Source organism: Bradyrhizobium sp. LB8.2, from assembly GCF_040548035.1.
GTDB lineage: Bacteria > Pseudomonadota > Alphaproteobacteria > Rhizobiales > Xanthobacteraceae > Bradyrhizobium.
Genome location: NZ_JBEPQV010000033.1, coordinates 88,101 through 102,762, shown reverse-complemented (window position 1 = coordinate 102,762; position 14,662 = coordinate 88,101). Strand labels below are relative to the sequence as shown.

Below are 14,662 nucleotides of genomic sequence, written 5' to 3'. Positions count from 1 at the left end.
AACCGTAACAGCGCGATCGACGAACGAACCACGCGGCATCCGGGATACGGCATGTCGCAATCACGCCGGGCGATGGTCGAGTGCATTTTCGGATGACCGACGAGGCAAGGAGCCCGTTGCGCCGGCGCATGATCGAAGACATGACGATCCGCAAGCTCGCGCCGAAGACCCAACATGACCACGTGCAAAGGGTCAAGAGTTTCGCTGCGTTCCTCGGGCGATCACCGGATACGGCGACCTTCGAGGATGTGCGCCGCTATCAGCTGCATCTGACCGCGAGCGGCGTCGGAGTTCCGACCATCAACCAGACCGTCTCGACGCTGCGGTTCTTCTTTCGGGTCACGCTGAAGCGCCGCGAGATCGTCGAGCATATCTTCCGCGATCGTGGACCGGCATGGCGACAGGCCCATGCCGGTCATGTCAGCCTCGACCAGTTGAAGGTGATGTCGGCGATCGAGAACTGCCGCACGGCAGCCCTCGGCGGCCAGGTCGAGCGATGCGAGGATTGTGCCCACCCACGTCATGATCGCGGTGGCGCGCCAACATCACAAAACCTGCGCATCAATTGCACCGGTCCTCGACCGGCAGCCAAATCGCTCGCCCCCGTAGCAACTTCGGCTACAGGCTTGTCAACAAATCGCCGCTCAACGCCGGTTCTGCCCATCCGATCAGACCCGCCAACCTTCTCGATCGCGTCCGCAAAACGCGTTCAACGAACCTCGCACACACACACACACCTCCAGCGACGAAATCCCCATAGCACCTGACGTGCCACCTCGCCCGACGTCCCGCGGTTCCCTCCTTTGGAGGTTTTCGTACGCCGGCCCCAGAGCGCGTGGCGCCATCATCGTGGGCCGGCATCCGAAAACCTTCACACAAGCGGAAGTCGCGCGCGGGCTGACCGGAAGAGGTCGTCCCTGGCGCCTGCCGGTCCCAGGATGCCACTGCTGTCGCCCCCCGGTTCATCCATTCTGATCGAGAATCTCTCGCACCCTTAGCGCTAGTTTCGCTTGAGAGATCGGCTTCTCCAGCAGATTGACGCCTTCATCAAGCCTTCCCTGGTGGACCACGGCATTGCGCGAATATCCGGTCATGTACAGTATCTTCAGACCAGGTCGAATTTGATGCGCGCGCCTCCCAAGCTCGCGACCATTGATCCCTGGCATGACCACGTCGGTGAGAAGAAGGTCCACCTTCGAGTCCTCCTGCAGAAGAATGGTCAGGGCGGCTTGAGCGCTCCGGGCTGAGAGGACGCGGTAGTTGAGATCGCGCAGGACGTCAGCGATATACGTGCGCAAGTCTTCGTCGTCCTCGACGACGAGAACGGTCTCGGCTATCTCACCCCCCGCGAGTTCCTCCTGTGCGATTTCCTCAGGTCGTGCACTCCCCGAGAAACGTGGAAAGTACATCTTGATCGTCGTGCCTTGCCCCACCTCGCTGTAGATTTTGGCGTGGCCTCCGGATTGTTTGACGAAGCCGTAGACCTGGCTCAGGCCAAGGCCAGTGCCGTGGCCCGGCTCTTTTGTGGTAAAGAAGGGTTCAAAGGCGTGACTGAGAACGTCCGGCGACATGCCGCCTCCGGTGTCGGTCACGCAAATGGCGACGTACTGACCGGGCGCGACTTCAGGATTGAGACGGCAGTAATCCTCGTCGGCGGCGATGTTGGCAGCTTCCAAGGTCAGCTTTCCGCCGCCAGGCATGGCGTCGCGAGCATTGATCGCCAGGTTGACGATGGCTGACTCCAGATGATTGGCGTCGGCCTCGATATGCCATAGACCCGCACTTCCGACGGTCTGGACTTCGATGCGCTCTCCGAGCGTACGCTGGAGGAATTCCTGCAGACCATTGATGTAGTTGTTCACGTTGATCGGCTTGGGATCGAGCGCCTGTCGGCGCGAAAAGGCAAGCAGGCGACTGGTCAACGCCGCGGCTCTCTGCGCGCCTCGTTTCGCATTCGCGAGCGCCCGATTCAGATTGGCTCCGGGCAACTTGGCGTGCCGTTCAGCTGTTTCCAGATTGCCAAGGACGATCATGAGCAGATTGTTAAAGTCGTGCGCGATCCCGCCGCTGAGTTGCCCAACCGCTTCCAGCTTTTGAGATGCGGCGAGTTGCTCCTGAACGTGCTTGAGCTCGTCTTCGGCTCGCTTCCGGTCCGTAACGTCGCGCGTGACTTTTGCAAACCCGACGATGTTTCCGGATTCGTCCGTGATACGATCGATGATGACCGATGCCCAAAAGCGGGAGCCATCTTTTCTCAGACGCCACCCTTCCGCTTCAAAGCGTCCGTGCTCTGCAGCCTCAGAAAGCGCACGTGTTGGCACACCAAGCTCGATGTCCTCGGGAGTATAAAAAGCGCTGAAATGCCGACCGACGATCTCCGGCGGCGCGTATCCCTTAATACGCTCCGCTCCGGGATTCCAGGTTGTCACGTTGCCGAACGGATCGAGCTGAAAGATCGCGTAATCGACCACGGCCTCGATCAGCTGGCGGTAGCGCCGCTCACTATTGAGAAGCTCTTGGTGGGCTTGTTGCCGCTCGGTGATGTCTCGTGTGACCTTGGCAAACCCGATCAGTTCACCGCCTTCATTTCGGATCGCATCGACGATCACCGATGCCCAGAAACGACCGCCATCCTTGCGAACTCTCCAGCCCTCGGCGCTGAAACGGCCTGTTTGCGCCGCGACGCTCAAGGCCCGCTGCGGCAGCCCTTTGGCGCGATCTTCCGGCGTATAGAAGGAAGCAAACGATTTTCCGATGATTTCGTCGGGTGTGTAACCCTTCAACCGCAGCGCACCAGAGTTCCAGCTGCGCACCGTGCCGTCGACGTCGATCATGTAGATGGCATAGTCCACGATTCCGTCGATAAGCAGTTGAAGTCGCGCAGTATCTCCGATCCCGTCAAGTTTTGACTGAGGGCTTTGCAAAGGCGGGCTCCGATTGGGGAACACCAGTCAACCGTGCTGATAATGTATAGTTCCGCGAACTCGCAGCCTGTGGCAGAGACCCGGGCGGTTCAGAAGGCCGACATGGCGACCAAGCTGTTCAAGCACCTCGTCGGCGCGCCGTTGGGCCGCTTAGCTTAATGGTCGCGGTCGGCGGGGTAAGCCGGTGAGACAATCGAGGGCCATACGATCCCAATGACCGAGGTCGGCTGCAGCGCGATAGGTGCTCTCCAGGAAGGCCGTCAGCGCTACTTCTGGGTCAGCCGATTGTCTGACGACATCGTAAGGCAGAAGAAATTCCCCGAGCTTCGGGTCGAAGTACGCCCCATCGGGCATCACCTTGGCCTCCGCAAAATCTGTAGGAGCGGGATAGGCATAGGAATAAAAGGCCGCAAAATCCGTGCTGCCGCCGCCCGGCCAAAAACCCGCCGACGAGACTTCATGACTGTATGCTTCTTGGGTCACCTCGTCCGGCAAAGCCGGAATGCCACCCGGATGTAGGGGCGCGCGGCGTCCGGAGAAGCGCGTGACCGCTAGATCAAAGCTGCCCCAAAAGAGATGAACCGGACTAGCCTTTCCGATGAAGCCGGTTCGAAATCGGGTGAACACATTGTTGGCGAGCACCAGCGCCTCGAAGAACCTTGTCACGGCTGCAGCATCGTAGGGCCTGGTTTGCCGATCATCGCGAAAGGGGATGGGCGCTGACACCTCGCTGGGTCGGTCGTGAAGCTCCGGCGTGCCCCCAATTCCCCGAACGAGTTCGAGGAAATGTACATAGAAGTCAGCCACGGACATTGGTCCTAACGGAAGCTCAGCTCTCCGCCCGTCTGCTGCTTCTCCGATGACGACATGTTTCCGGAGATCAAGGGTGATCTCAGTGCCGGCCCCGTCCGGTACCAGCGAAGTCGTCAAGCCGCGTGTATTGACGTACAGGGTCGCATGCCAGGAATGGTTGAGCCAAGGCGTTCGTGCAAGTCGGTACTTACCCACGATCTGCGAATAGATATGGAGCGCGGAACATGTCTCGCGCCACTGCTCGAACGGGATGTATGGCCAGTTTGCGTTCACAGTGCTTCCTCCAACTAAGCTTCATCCGGTCGGTCACACAGCACCGAAATGATATGAGGCGAGGTCTCTTCGCTGCTCAAGGCCAGACGAAGAAACGCGAATAGGGCCGGTCTCCCATTGTGACGCCATATTGCGCCACGTCGCACCGAAGACGCTTGTGGCGCCAAGCGATCATGCGCCAAATTCCCATTGTCGGCTTTGGTCAGGCTTGGAACTAAGAGTTGGCTCGCGAGCCTATTCCGGTTTGTCACTAAATCAAGACACGGCGACCTTTGGCGGGCGAATCTTGCTAATCGTATACGCAAGACGCACCCTTGCCGGGGAGAACCGTCTTTCTCGAGCATCCAACGGTTGGATTCACACGGCCGCCCTGCGACGCGGGAGCAGGCGACAACCTGCTCTGACCAGGCTGTGTCGTACAGCCGCAAGTGGCTGCCGCTGGCGGCGACGACCATAGTCGGATCGAGCATGGCGTTCCTCGACGGAGCGCGATCAAAGATGAGCTTGATGCTAGATGAAGCCTCCCTGCCCTTTCAGACAAGTCGTAGATGTTTGCGCGCGAAAGAAGCGTAACGACCGCGGTTTCCAACCGTAGCTTTGGTCGACGCGCACAAAAATACGAGCCATTGTAATGAGGTTCGGCGGAGCGGTGATCCTCTGACCCTTGATAATTGGGGATTATCGAGGCAGATGCGCTCCACGCGCGCGAGCTCGTCGATATCGTGCTGATGTGGGCCTCATCCGGCCGATCAGACTCCCGTGGCGGGGCGTCCGTCAAGAGCGGCTCGCTCAGTTGAGCCCCCACGGAGCTTCCTGATGATCTCCCGCAGATCGCACAGGTACTCCTCGACTACGCGTTGGGCCTCCATGCGCGAAGGCTTGCCCACGCTCAAACTCGGCTGTTCACGCAGTCAAGATTGCAGCTCATCGCTCAAGAAGTCACGCTAGCCGTCGTTTGATTGCTCGAATGACGCCGTTGAACGTTCCAACCCGGCGCAAGCCGTAACGCTTATGGACATTTTCCGTAAACCTCAGCCTTCGCACGAAGTTCGAAGAGGACATCAAAAAAAATCGCAAACGCTCTGGTTGCACGCGTCAAGCCGAATCGCGAGGAGCAGACCTGGCGGGATATTTCGGCCACACTCGATCGTCCAGAAAGGCGAATGCCCCTCTTTGCCGTCCTGACAGCACCGGGCCACGCGCAGCGATATTAGCAATTCTCGCACCTCGAGCATTTGGTGGACTCGATCAAACCTGACATCTTCCCCGGATTTCATAAGAGCCGCTCCAAGTCTCGAGGCGTGTTCATCGATCATGGCAAGCCAGGCGTCGCGTGAATCGATATAGGCGTAGTCTCGCTCCGGGACGTAACCAATCAGCCGATAGGCGTTTCTCACTGTCCCAAAGCGCAATTGGTAAACAGATGGACGCGGCACGCCGGGAGCCGCATCAATAATGGCGCGAGTGAGCTTCCCCCTTTTTTGCAGGACAATTCTCAGGCGCTTCAGCATCTCTTCGTTGGAAAGACCTTTCTGGCTCTTGCGAGCTGCAATGATAGACTGCGCCTTCGCGAACAAATCCGCAGCAATCACCGGCTCGAATGCGCCGACCTTTCTGATCCATCGATCAGCAGGAGTCCTCGTGCGCCGTTGCCGAAGACGGTACGGATGGCGATCGTAGACGATGTTGCCGATGTAATTCTCGTTCACCAGCAGATTGTGGATGATCCAAGCCGTCCAAGGCCTACCCGTCGGGCAATGGATCCCAGCGGAATTCAGGCTCCGCGCAATCTTCGTCTCGCTCCTCCGTTCAATAACGAACTGCCGGAAGATCGAGCGCACCTGTTCCACCTCGTCCGCGGGGCCTGGTTGCAGAATGACTCGATCTGTCTGGAGGTATTTCCGCTCACCATTTTGCAGCACGCCTCGCGAGCGTCCATTCACATCAATCAACTCTCTGCGCAACGCGAGACAGGGTCGGCCGCCCTGCCTGAATCCCAATCGAGAGAGATGACAAGCTCCAGCATAGACCTTTTCTGATCGCTCCCTGCTCCATTCAGCAGCCATGGCCCGCTTCAGGTTCTTCCCAATACTTGACATGAGACCGCCATCGTTACCGAATAATTCGGCGCAATAGACGACCTTGATACCCGCCCGTTTGCAGATGAACTCGTAGTGCGCGCTTTCATCAACGTCCTGAAATCGCCCCCACCGGCTGACGTCGTAGACGAGGATGTTACTAAAATCTGCGCGACCGCACTGAACGTCGTCGATCAGATCGAGCAGGCCCTTCCTGTTCTTGATGTGAAGGCCGCTTTTGCTCTCATCCCGATAGGTTCGAACGATCTGCCACTCGAGCCTTAGCGCATAGGCGGCGATCACCGCGGTCTGGTTCGCGATCGAATACTGCTGGTAGTCGGTCGACATTCTGACGTACTGCGCTGCGCGGCACGCCCACCGTGCTTTCGGTAAGCTGCTCTTAAGCGGGACGAGCGCATTGACCATCGGACCGAGCCTCAAAGCGCGGCGGCCTCCGTAACCTAAGTCAGTTGAGCGGCGCAAAGAATTCACGTCTTCATGAACCGGGCCACGGCCATTCTTGCCTCGCCAGCCACGTCAAAGCGGCCGTGATCAAAGCGACGATCAAGCCGCCCCATTGAGATGTTCGCCGCGCTGCACTGATCGAGCGCAAGTACAGGATGGCGCCAAGCAAGGTTCCGTAATTTCTTCTGAAGTCTCCGTTGAGATTAGCAATCTTCGATAGCTCGGTCGTCTCGACTTCATTCGACATTGGCTGGCTCTCGCGTTGGACCAGCACCCTATGAACCACTGTTTTGCCCGACGGCACAAGCGATATTTCGCTATTTCCGCAGCAGTGCCGACGTCCTTTTTGACGCACATCGCAACTTCTGATAGCGCTCCTCTGACTGGAGGGACGCAATGCTGGGGGTCGTTTTGCAGCGCTGGCCAGTGCGAAGACTCGCGTTAATCTGCCCAAATTGCCGGAGAGACGCTTCGCTGGCCAACGTCTCGCGCGGTCGCACTATGCTTACAGGTTATCTGACCTGCGAAGGCTGTCTCCAGACCCCAGACGTTGCCGGATGGCATCTTGCAGCAAAGCCGCAAGCTCGCGACGGGTCACGTTCCACTTGAATAGGGTGCGGACATGGAATCGGGCCTCGCCCCTATTGCGTTTTCCACACCCACGACGCGCGGTAGCTCGCCGGCGTTCCAAGACCCAAGCGATTGACTCTTGGAGCCGCGGCGTTTCGATGGCGACATCCGCATACGTAAGCACGAAGCTGTGCCCCAAACCGGCGGCCACGAAGTCTGCTTCGCGATGGTCGGCCGAGCGTGTACCTCTACTGGGTCGATATCGCGGGACGTCGGCTCGCGCCGAACCTGTTGACCGGGGCAGAAGCGCTTGAGTAGGCCCGGGCACTCGCAAGAGCGGAACTTGCCGGCTATCGGGAGACATGATTGGCCAACCACGTTCGTGTCGTCCACTATTCGTTCTTTTAAAACCGCGTCCCACAACATGGCACTCGCAGCGTGTTCCGCACGGTGAACACCAGACTGGGCCGCCGCCAGATTTAAGTCGAGCAACAAGGGGTTAAAGCCGGCTAGCACCCATCATGCCTGCCAGAAGAACGTTACGGCAACCGAGAACGCGCCCGCCAGCGTGAACCGGCGGGGCTGCCCTCCCACCCTCGGCACGAAGCCATTTCGCACTCCTGGCGAAATCTTCTTGAAACATACCAGGTCGAAGCTCGCCGCATCAAATATGGGGATGCCACATGCTAGTCCTGATGAACCTGATTTGGCGTCGGCTTGCCTACACAATGCTGATCGGTATGCGCTCTTAAGCTCGTTCGGCAGGAAGGGTTAGGCGGCTTTCGTCAGGAGGCCACGACCATGCCCAAAGAGATCGCTATAGTGCTCTGGTCCTTGGCTGCTGCCTGCGTAGTCGCATTCAGTATGGCAGCTCTGGTTGCGCCTCGCTAAGAGAGATAAACCGCCAGCGCGAACCGGCCGCGTGCCGCGGCGGCGGCCAAAAAGCCGGCCCCTCAGGAGGATGAATCCTTTGAGGCCGGGAGTCTACGCTACGCTGCTCCGAGACACTGCCCGGAGCTGGAAGAAAACGCACTCGGATTGCCGGTTGTTCCCGACTCCCAAAATACCGCTAAAAGCCTATCTTTTCACGCGGAAGAGTCGGGAGCGATTGCTGCTCGCATCTTTGAGCGGATCACTGAACTCGAGCTGGAGCTTGCCGCGCGGGATTTCAACATCCCCACGAGCGGCGATGACGTGACGAGCCATCGGTCCGTGGCCGCGTCCTCGACCTCTCGCTCGCCGCGGCGCGCAGCTTGGGATTACGGATCGTGGCGTGGCTCAGGTTCAATGTAGCGACATAGGTCTGCAACGGGCCTTGGAGTGTAAAAACGCTGTTGCATGACGCAGACCGGCGCGGGCGAACTCAGGCTACCGCGGTCCGGTGAATTTGGGCAAATTTTGCGAGCCACTCGACCAGAACTCATCATGACGCAATGTCGGGGGCTCTTTTTTAGGCGTCCCATGAACCGCAATGGCGCGCGCCAGCGCCCGTTTCACGCCCTCACTGCCGCCAGCAGCGGTTTCATCCCGACGATGTTCAGCACCCGTGTCAGATTGTATCAGAGCACGCACAGCGCCATCTCGGTCGCAACTTTCGGCAGCGTCACCCACAAGAAGTGCGTCGCGCCCATGCGCATCTTCAGTGTGGCAAAACCGATTTCTGGCATAAAAGGATGGACTTCTGAATTCAACGCGCTGCGCTCGAGCAAGCACGACCATGAAGCCCAGCTTTATGCGAGCGACGTGCTGGCAATGGGCGGTGACGATAGCCGGCAGCTCCCGCTGCACCTGCGCAAGACCAACCTGCAGCGGCTATTGGCTCACCGGCCGGACGGGATCACCGTCGCGCCATTCGAGCGCGGCGAGATCGGGCCGAAGCGTTTCCGGGCGGCCTGCCGCATGGGACTGGAAGGGCTGGTCTCGAAATACCGTGATCGGCCGCACCGCGGCGAGCGGCAGAAACATTGGGTGAAGATCAAGAACCGCAGCCATCCCGCAATGGAGCGGGAGCTGTGACTCCCCTGGATCTGTGAGGGGCTCGATTTCCACCGCCAAGGCGTGGCATTTGAGTAAGGTTGCCGGCATCCAGCTGCAACGCCCTAAGGTCGTGTTGCTTACCCTTTTAGGGACGATGTTAGCTGCAGCGGCCGAGCAACCATTGCCCCGGGGTTTTTGGAAAGGCCGTGGCGCTCGACCGCTTGGTCGCGGGGCGGCCGCGACCACTACACTAATGTGAGTCGCGCTCGATTTCTGATTCTCCGTTGAAGCTAAATATTAATTTGAATGATGGTCGTTAGCGAGTTCTCAAAACCTTGACGTGGGTCGTCGTCTGCACGCCTATAACGGCCCGACCTCCTTGTGTGCCTAGGCGATCCGCCGCCGAAAGCCCCTCCACGCGTTCAGGTCGGCGCCACGTGCCGACGTACCTTTAGATTTCATTCCATTGCGGTAAGGAGCCGTCAGCAGCAACTGGAACACGGCTCGAGCACCATGTATTGAGCTGCGGGGTCGGCTTCTCTCGGTTCCGACCAGGAGAACGTCTCCGCCTGGAGCTGAGACAGATCACCGACAGCCGCGGACCCGCCGGTGGATCCAAAGATCAAACAGAGCAAAATCGCCAACGGTCACGGCGCGAGCACCTTGAAACAAGCACCTGCAAAAAGATAGGACACGTTACAAATCTGACAGGCCGACTTTCGGCTGATGTCAGACTTCCAAGGCGTGATACGATTTGAAAATAGCTGAAGCTTAAAGCATCCGTCTCCTCGACGATCTTCGGTAGCGATCTATATAGAATGCGAAGGCCCTCTGCTTCGCGGGCCCGCGATGCTTTCAGCTTGATCCGCGCTGCTTCACCGAAAGCGTGAACTGAATGTCACCTTCCTCTACGGACAAGATCGCGCTCTTCATCGATGGAGCCAATCTCTACGCGACGGCGAAAACTCTCGGCTTCGACATCGATTACAAGCGCCTGCTGAAGGAGTTTCAGAGCCGCGGGACGCTGTTTCGGGCGTTCTACTACACCGCGATCATTGAGGATCAGGAATACTCCTCGATCCGCCCCCTGATCGATTGGCTGGACTACAACGGCTACACCGTCGTCACGAAGGCGACCAAGGAGTTCATCGACGCATCCGGCCGCCGCAAGGTCAAGGGCAACATGGACATCGAGCTCGCCGTGGACGCCATGGAGCTCGCCGAACACATCGACCAGATGGTGCTGTTCTCGGGTGACGGCGACTTCCGCTCCCTGGTCGAGGCCGTTCAGCGCCGCGGCGTGCGGGTCACCGTGATTTCCACGATCGCCAGCCAGCCGCCGATGATCGCCGATGAGCTGCGCCGCCAGGCCGACGTCTTCACCGACCTCGTCGAGCTGCAGGCCAAGCTCGGCCGCGACCCGTCCGAACGCCCCGCCCCGCGCGATCGTGAAGCGCGTGGACACATGCCAAAATTCTTGCAGGAACCGAAGGGAAACGAGACCATGCAAGTGACTTTCTCCACGCGCTCCTGAGAGACCTCGGACAAAAGGTGCAGTGATCAATACCGCAGCGCCATGGTCGCGGCAGCCGTCAGACGCGCAGATTTTCCGCGCTGCTCTTGCCGCGCTTGCGGTCAAGTTGGACCTCATAGGAGACCTTCTGCCCCTCAGCCAAGCCCGATAAGCCGGCGCGTTCCACTGCGCTGATATGCACGAAAACATCCTGGCCGCCGTCATCGGGCTGGATGAAACCGAATCCCTTGGTTGCGCTAAACCACTTCACAATGCCTGTCGCCACGTCCGCCTCCCGGTTGAATAATGAACATAGCCTAGGTCGACTGCTTTGGGGCTGACAAGCAAAAATCCGCAGCGCGCGACGTCGGAGAGTGTTTTCGAAGCGATCAGTGGTCTGATAGGGGGCGAGCCATTGCGGGAGACGACCCGCCGCTGATTGTGAACTAGTTCACAGATCGGGAAAGAAAAGCTCACTACGATGGACGACCGCACGGGAGACTCCGCTCCTGCGATGTGGTGCAATGCTGCTCGGCTCGCGCGCCCATTAGGCAAGCGATGAATGGATTGCTATATCCGTCACAGGAAGACACGATGATTGACGACCCCTTGGCGCGTGCACATTGCAACAGTATTCAACGCTATCGCCTTTTATTGCAGACCAATCTGACGGAGTTCGAGCGCCAGTTTGTCGAAAGGCGTCTAAGTGAGGAGCAATCGAAATTGGAGATGCGGGTCAGCTCGTGCTCAAGCGAAGCGCACTGCGATCAACCAAATAGCCTAAATACCTGCGACAGCTTCGGCATTCCGTTCCGAGACGGCTAGCCGGAGCACCGCGGGGAAATCGCTCAACCACTTGCGCTCGCTCTTCGGTTGCGGTTTGATCATGGTTTTTGGACTATTGATCAAATGGCCATCCAATTGATTGTGGCGAAGGTTCTCAGAGACGAGCTTGCTTTGCGGGGCATTCGATCCTTAACCGCGGAAGAATCGGAGACGATTGCTGCTCGCATCTTTGAGCGAATCACTGAGCTCGAGCTGGAGCTTGCCGCGCGGGATTTCAACGTCCCCACGCGCCGCGACGACGGACCAACGTGACGAGCCGGTCGTTACGTCCGTTTGCGATCCACTGCGAGCGAGGCTGAATAACGTACGGAGCATCTTACGCGGGCTCGCGGCCTCTCGCCCCATGAATTGTTGCGGTCCGTTCAATGTCCTCCCAGTCTCTATGATCAGGCGAAGACATTCACGCTACTGATTGAATCGCCTGCACGCACACGCGGTGTCGACGCTCACTTCGCCAGAGAGCTCTAGAACTGCTCGCCAATTAACGTGATGCGTTGCAGCGGGCTGTCTGCTTGCTGCACTGCGTCCACGCTGCGCCGTGCAACACATCCTCAACTATCGGTATGTTATCGCCTCTCGGCACAGGATTCCCGCACATGCCCGGAACGCGCCTCAGGAGTTTGCATTGTTCTTGTGTCTTGTGATCTTTAGTAAGGTCGATCATGCGTCTGTTTTCTGGAATGATCGTGATTGCAACAGTCTCCGCTTGGACGGGGCTTCACCCGACCCCTGCTGTCGGGCAAACATTCAATGACAGATGGTCCATCATTCCAAAGGCTCACGCGGAGCCCGCTCCTGAAGGACTCGATCAGATAAAGAAGGATGAGCCGCAAGCGCAACCTCCGAACAGACAAGAGCTCTTGAATGATCTTTCGGGCATTCAATCTTTCAACCGAGTCTTTTCCGGAAAAGCCTCCTACTATTCGTATTCCAAAGGGAAGACAGCGAGTGGTTCATCGTTTGATCGGAATCAACTAACCGCGGCGCCCCCCCCGTCTGCCGTTCGGCACGAGAGTCCGAGTCCTGATCTTGAGACGAATAATTCGGTGGTGGTTCGGATCACCGACCGCGGACCATGGGTTCGTGGCCGCGTCCTCGACCTCTCGCTCGCCGCCGCGCGCACCTTGGGGATTACGGATCGTGGCGTGGCTCAGGTTCGTGCTGAGGTGTTGTAGCAGTCGTCCATCGAGTTGCGAAAATAAGCAACCCGCCCCTTACATCAGCGGTCCGCCTTTGGGTCTGAACCTGCCGTGCCTCTAAGAAACCCCGACGCTATTGCGGTCATCGTGACCGCCCTCCAGCTAACTCACGGCGACCAAGCTGCACCAGGCATGGTGGTCGGCGGCATGAGCCTGCAACGATGCCGCGCCCGAATTGATGCCGCTGCCGCCCGGATTTGAAAACAGCATCACCAGCATCGAAGTCATGCGCCCGCTGTTGAGGAACCCGCAGGGAAGCGGCGCCGGAAGCCGTGAAGCTACGACGTGTACTCATAAACGTCGGCCTACCAACGCAAAGCGGAAGTCTCCCATCTTGGCCGTGATAGGCGGCTTGTGATGCACAACCACCTGCGCGAGAAACTGTGCGGGTATGGGCACTCTGCGGTCCGGAGCAGCCTAGGGTGCGCCAATATAGCGTGCCGTCCAGCGTTTTGATGTATCGTCCGAGTTAACCGGCGGAGATAGGAGCATGCGATATTCTTTGGTCATCGCGATGTTGCTTGGGTTGACGCTTTTCACGGTCTCAGCAACCCGCGTCGACCCCGTCCGGTCCCCGTCGGCGGCCGCAGAGACTGACAAGTGCCCCGCGGGATCGAGATAAATAACCGACGGCTGTATGAGCGATCTTAAGCGCCGCTTGCACTAGTGCAGCCATTTTGCATTCGTCATAGACCTTCCGCTGTCGATTTAATTCGATTTAATTGCATCGTTGGTATAACAGTCTTCTGTTGTGGTTTAATTCAGGGCGCTAAGATTGAATCGGGTCTCGAGATTCTAGCGAACTCTTTTTTGATCGCAGTAGGTGCCCGACGACAATCGATTTGCGCTCTGCGGGGCGAACCCTTTACTCGGAGAAAAATTATGGAGCAGAACAGTTCTCATTCGACACGCATCCCAAAGTCCGGCTCAATCAGCTTCGGCCGTTCGAAAGCAAATTGCTTGATTCGCAGCATCTCTGAATACGGTGCCGCCCTTGATGTTGCAGGAGATGAAAAGATTCCGGACGAATTCGCGCTGACTGTCATTCCGGACGGTGGCCCACGTCGCTGTTCAGTCGTCTGGCGTAAAGAAAAACGTATCGCCGTCGCATTCTATTGATGCGCCACCAACTCATGCGGATGCAGGTGGAAGATCTTGGGGCAAAGCGCTGACTTTTGTGAGAGGTAGCCTCGCATCAAGATTGAAATCCGGAATGCGCATCTCGAGAAACAGTAGTTTACTCGGTCATTGTGGCGCGTCAGGAGGGACCACGGGCGCGCTTGAGAGACCTAGCAGATCGACTAAATCCGCATGCTGAGCCGCTACGAGGATCGCTTGCCAAATGATATTGCGGCAACGCCTGCTGCCCTGACGGGGCAAGCCCAGCAGCTGCATCGTGGTGATCGACGGCTTTCTAGCTCGGCAAAGAGTGGTGAATGATCGAAATCAGATCTCGTCATTCTACCTGGCTGGGGACATGCCCGACTTGCCTACCCTGCATTTGCCGATCACGGATTGTGATCTTTGCAGCGTAGGCAATTCGACGATAGCCGCTGTGCCCCATTCATCTCTCAGAGAGATGATGACCCAATCTCTCGGACTTACACACGCGTTTTGGCGCGAAACGCTGATATAGGCTGCCATCTATCGCGAATGGGTTGAGAATCTCGGAGCGCGCCAAGCCTTAGGTCGACTCGCGCATCTTCTTTGCGAGCTTACCACTCGCATGGAATTCGTCGGGCTGGCGGACAGCGGTAGCTACCGGATCCCGCTCACCCAGCAAGATGTTGCCGATGCATGTGGGCTTTCAGTAGTTCACGCGAACAGGACGATCCAGGAACTCAGGGCTTTGGGCCTCAGCGAATGGGAAAACCACACCGTTACTCTGCTCCGCGCACAGGAACTGCAAGCTGTAGCCGAGTTCAGCCCTGAATATCTGCATGAGCTAAACCCAAGTGGAGGATCAAAGATCACCAAAGCTGGCTTCGGGTTATAGTAACGTCC

At 58.1% G+C, this 14,662-nt stretch carries 13 protein-coding genes and 2 pseudogenes; 9 read left to right on the top strand and 6 right to left on the bottom strand.

The window, feature by feature from the left end; all coding sequences use genetic code 11:
• Positions 1–92: 92 nt before the first annotated feature.
• Positions 93–344 (top strand): annotated as a pseudogene (locus ABIB06_RS31375) (phage integrase N-terminal SAM-like domain-containing protein); the annotation flags it as partial.
• Positions 345–515, top strand: a pseudogene (locus ABIB06_RS31370) (transposase zinc-binding domain-containing protein); the annotation flags it as partial. It abuts the pseudogene before it with no gap.
• 447 nt (positions 516–962) lie between these two features.
• On the opposite strand, the gene ABIB06_RS31365 reads toward ABIB06_RS31370, so the two are convergent.
• The 4 genes from ABIB06_RS31365 to ABIB06_RS31350 all read right to left on the bottom strand — a co-directional run bounded on the left by ABIB06_RS31365 (position 963) and on the right by ABIB06_RS31350 (position 6,800).
• Positions 963–2,924 carry a hybrid sensor histidine kinase/response regulator gene (locus ABIB06_RS31365; RefSeq protein ID WP_502916566.1) on the bottom strand — a complete coding sequence of 654 codons (1,962 nt, stop codon included), beginning with the start codon at positions 2,922–2,924 and terminating at the stop codon, positions 963–965.
• Positions 2,925–3,074: 150 nt separating this feature from the next.
• Positions 3,075–4,010 carry a DUF5996 family protein gene (locus ABIB06_RS31360; protein ID WP_247444200.1) on the bottom strand — a complete coding sequence of 312 codons (936 nt, stop codon included), beginning with the start codon at positions 4,008–4,010 and terminating at the stop codon, positions 3,075–3,077.
• Between the two features lie 1,061 nt (positions 4,011–5,071).
• Positions 5,072–6,514 carry a recombinase family protein gene (locus tag ABIB06_RS31355; protein WP_354051712.1) on the bottom strand — a complete coding sequence of 481 codons (1,443 nt, stop codon included), beginning with the start codon at positions 6,512–6,514 and terminating at the stop codon, positions 5,072–5,074.
• A 70-nt stretch (positions 6,515–6,584) separates the two neighbouring features.
• On the bottom strand, positions 6,585–6,800 hold the full coding sequence (locus ABIB06_RS31350) for a hypothetical protein (protein WP_247447250.1): 216 nt from the start codon (positions 6,798–6,800) through the stop codon (positions 6,585–6,587).
• A 1,784-nt stretch (positions 6,801–8,584) separates the two neighbouring features.
• Between ABIB06_RS31350 and ABIB06_RS31340 the strand changes: the two genes are divergently transcribed.
• Positions 8,585–9,139: an ATP-dependent DNA ligase gene (locus ABIB06_RS31340; protein ID WP_456664251.1), complete on the top strand. Its 555-nt coding sequence runs from the start codon at positions 8,585–8,587 to the stop codon at positions 9,137–9,139.
• A gap of 856 nt (positions 9,140–9,995) precedes the next feature.
• The gene (locus ABIB06_RS31335) at positions 9,996–10,634 is read left to right on the top strand and encodes a LabA-like NYN domain-containing protein (RefSeq protein WP_247447252.1); all 639 of its coding nucleotides are present in this window, start codon (positions 9,996–9,998) and stop codon (positions 10,632–10,634) included.
• Between the two features lie 58 nt (positions 10,635–10,692).
• Here the strand turns inward: ABIB06_RS31335 and ABIB06_RS31330 are convergent, their stop codons facing one another.
• Positions 10,693–10,899, bottom strand: coding sequence for a cold-shock protein (locus tag ABIB06_RS31330; protein WP_247447253.1), 207 nt, complete (start codon positions 10,897–10,899; stop codon positions 10,693–10,695).
• Positions 10,900–11,207: 308 nt separating this feature from the next.
• Here ABIB06_RS31330 and ABIB06_RS31325 point away from each other — a divergent pair, with 308 nt between their 5' ends.
• From ABIB06_RS31325 to ABIB06_RS31315, 3 genes are all read left to right on the top strand, one after another.
• The gene (locus ABIB06_RS31325) at positions 11,208–11,438 is read left to right on the top strand and encodes a hypothetical protein (protein WP_354051715.1); all 231 of its coding nucleotides are present in this window, start codon (positions 11,208–11,210) and stop codon (positions 11,436–11,438) included.
• An 84-nt stretch (positions 11,439–11,522) separates the two neighbouring features.
• The gene (locus tag ABIB06_RS31320; RefSeq protein WP_247447255.1) at positions 11,523–11,711 is read left to right on the top strand and encodes a hypothetical protein; all 189 of its coding nucleotides are present in this window, start codon (positions 11,523–11,525) and stop codon (positions 11,709–11,711) included.
• Positions 11,712–12,121: 410 nt separating this feature from the next.
• Positions 12,122–12,634, top strand: a complete 513-nt coding sequence (locus tag ABIB06_RS31315) for a septal ring lytic transglycosylase RlpA family protein (protein WP_354069799.1) — start codon at positions 12,122–12,124, stop codon at positions 12,632–12,634.
• A 126-nt stretch (positions 12,635–12,760) separates the two neighbouring features.
• On the opposite strand, the gene ABIB06_RS31310 is transcribed toward ABIB06_RS31315, so the two are convergent.
• Positions 12,761–12,886: a hypothetical protein gene (locus tag ABIB06_RS31310; protein WP_354051717.1), complete on the bottom strand. Its 126-nt coding sequence runs from the start codon at positions 12,884–12,886 to the stop codon at positions 12,761–12,763.
• A 654-nt stretch (positions 12,887–13,540) separates the two neighbouring features.
• Between ABIB06_RS31310 and ABIB06_RS31305 the strand changes: the two genes are divergently transcribed.
• Together ABIB06_RS31305 and ABIB06_RS31300 are read left to right on the top strand one after the other, a co-directional pair.
• Positions 13,541–13,777 (top strand): PilZ domain-containing protein, encoded by a 237-nt coding sequence (locus ABIB06_RS31305; RefSeq protein ID WP_247351006.1) that lies wholly within the window; start codon positions 13,541–13,543, stop codon positions 13,775–13,777.
• A gap of 523 nt (positions 13,778–14,300) precedes the next feature.
• Positions 14,301–14,654 (top strand): Crp/Fnr family transcriptional regulator, encoded by a 354-nt coding sequence (locus ABIB06_RS31300; protein ID WP_354051782.1) that lies wholly within the window; start codon positions 14,301–14,303, stop codon positions 14,652–14,654.
• The last annotated feature ends 8 nt before the right edge of the window (positions 14,655–14,662 follow it).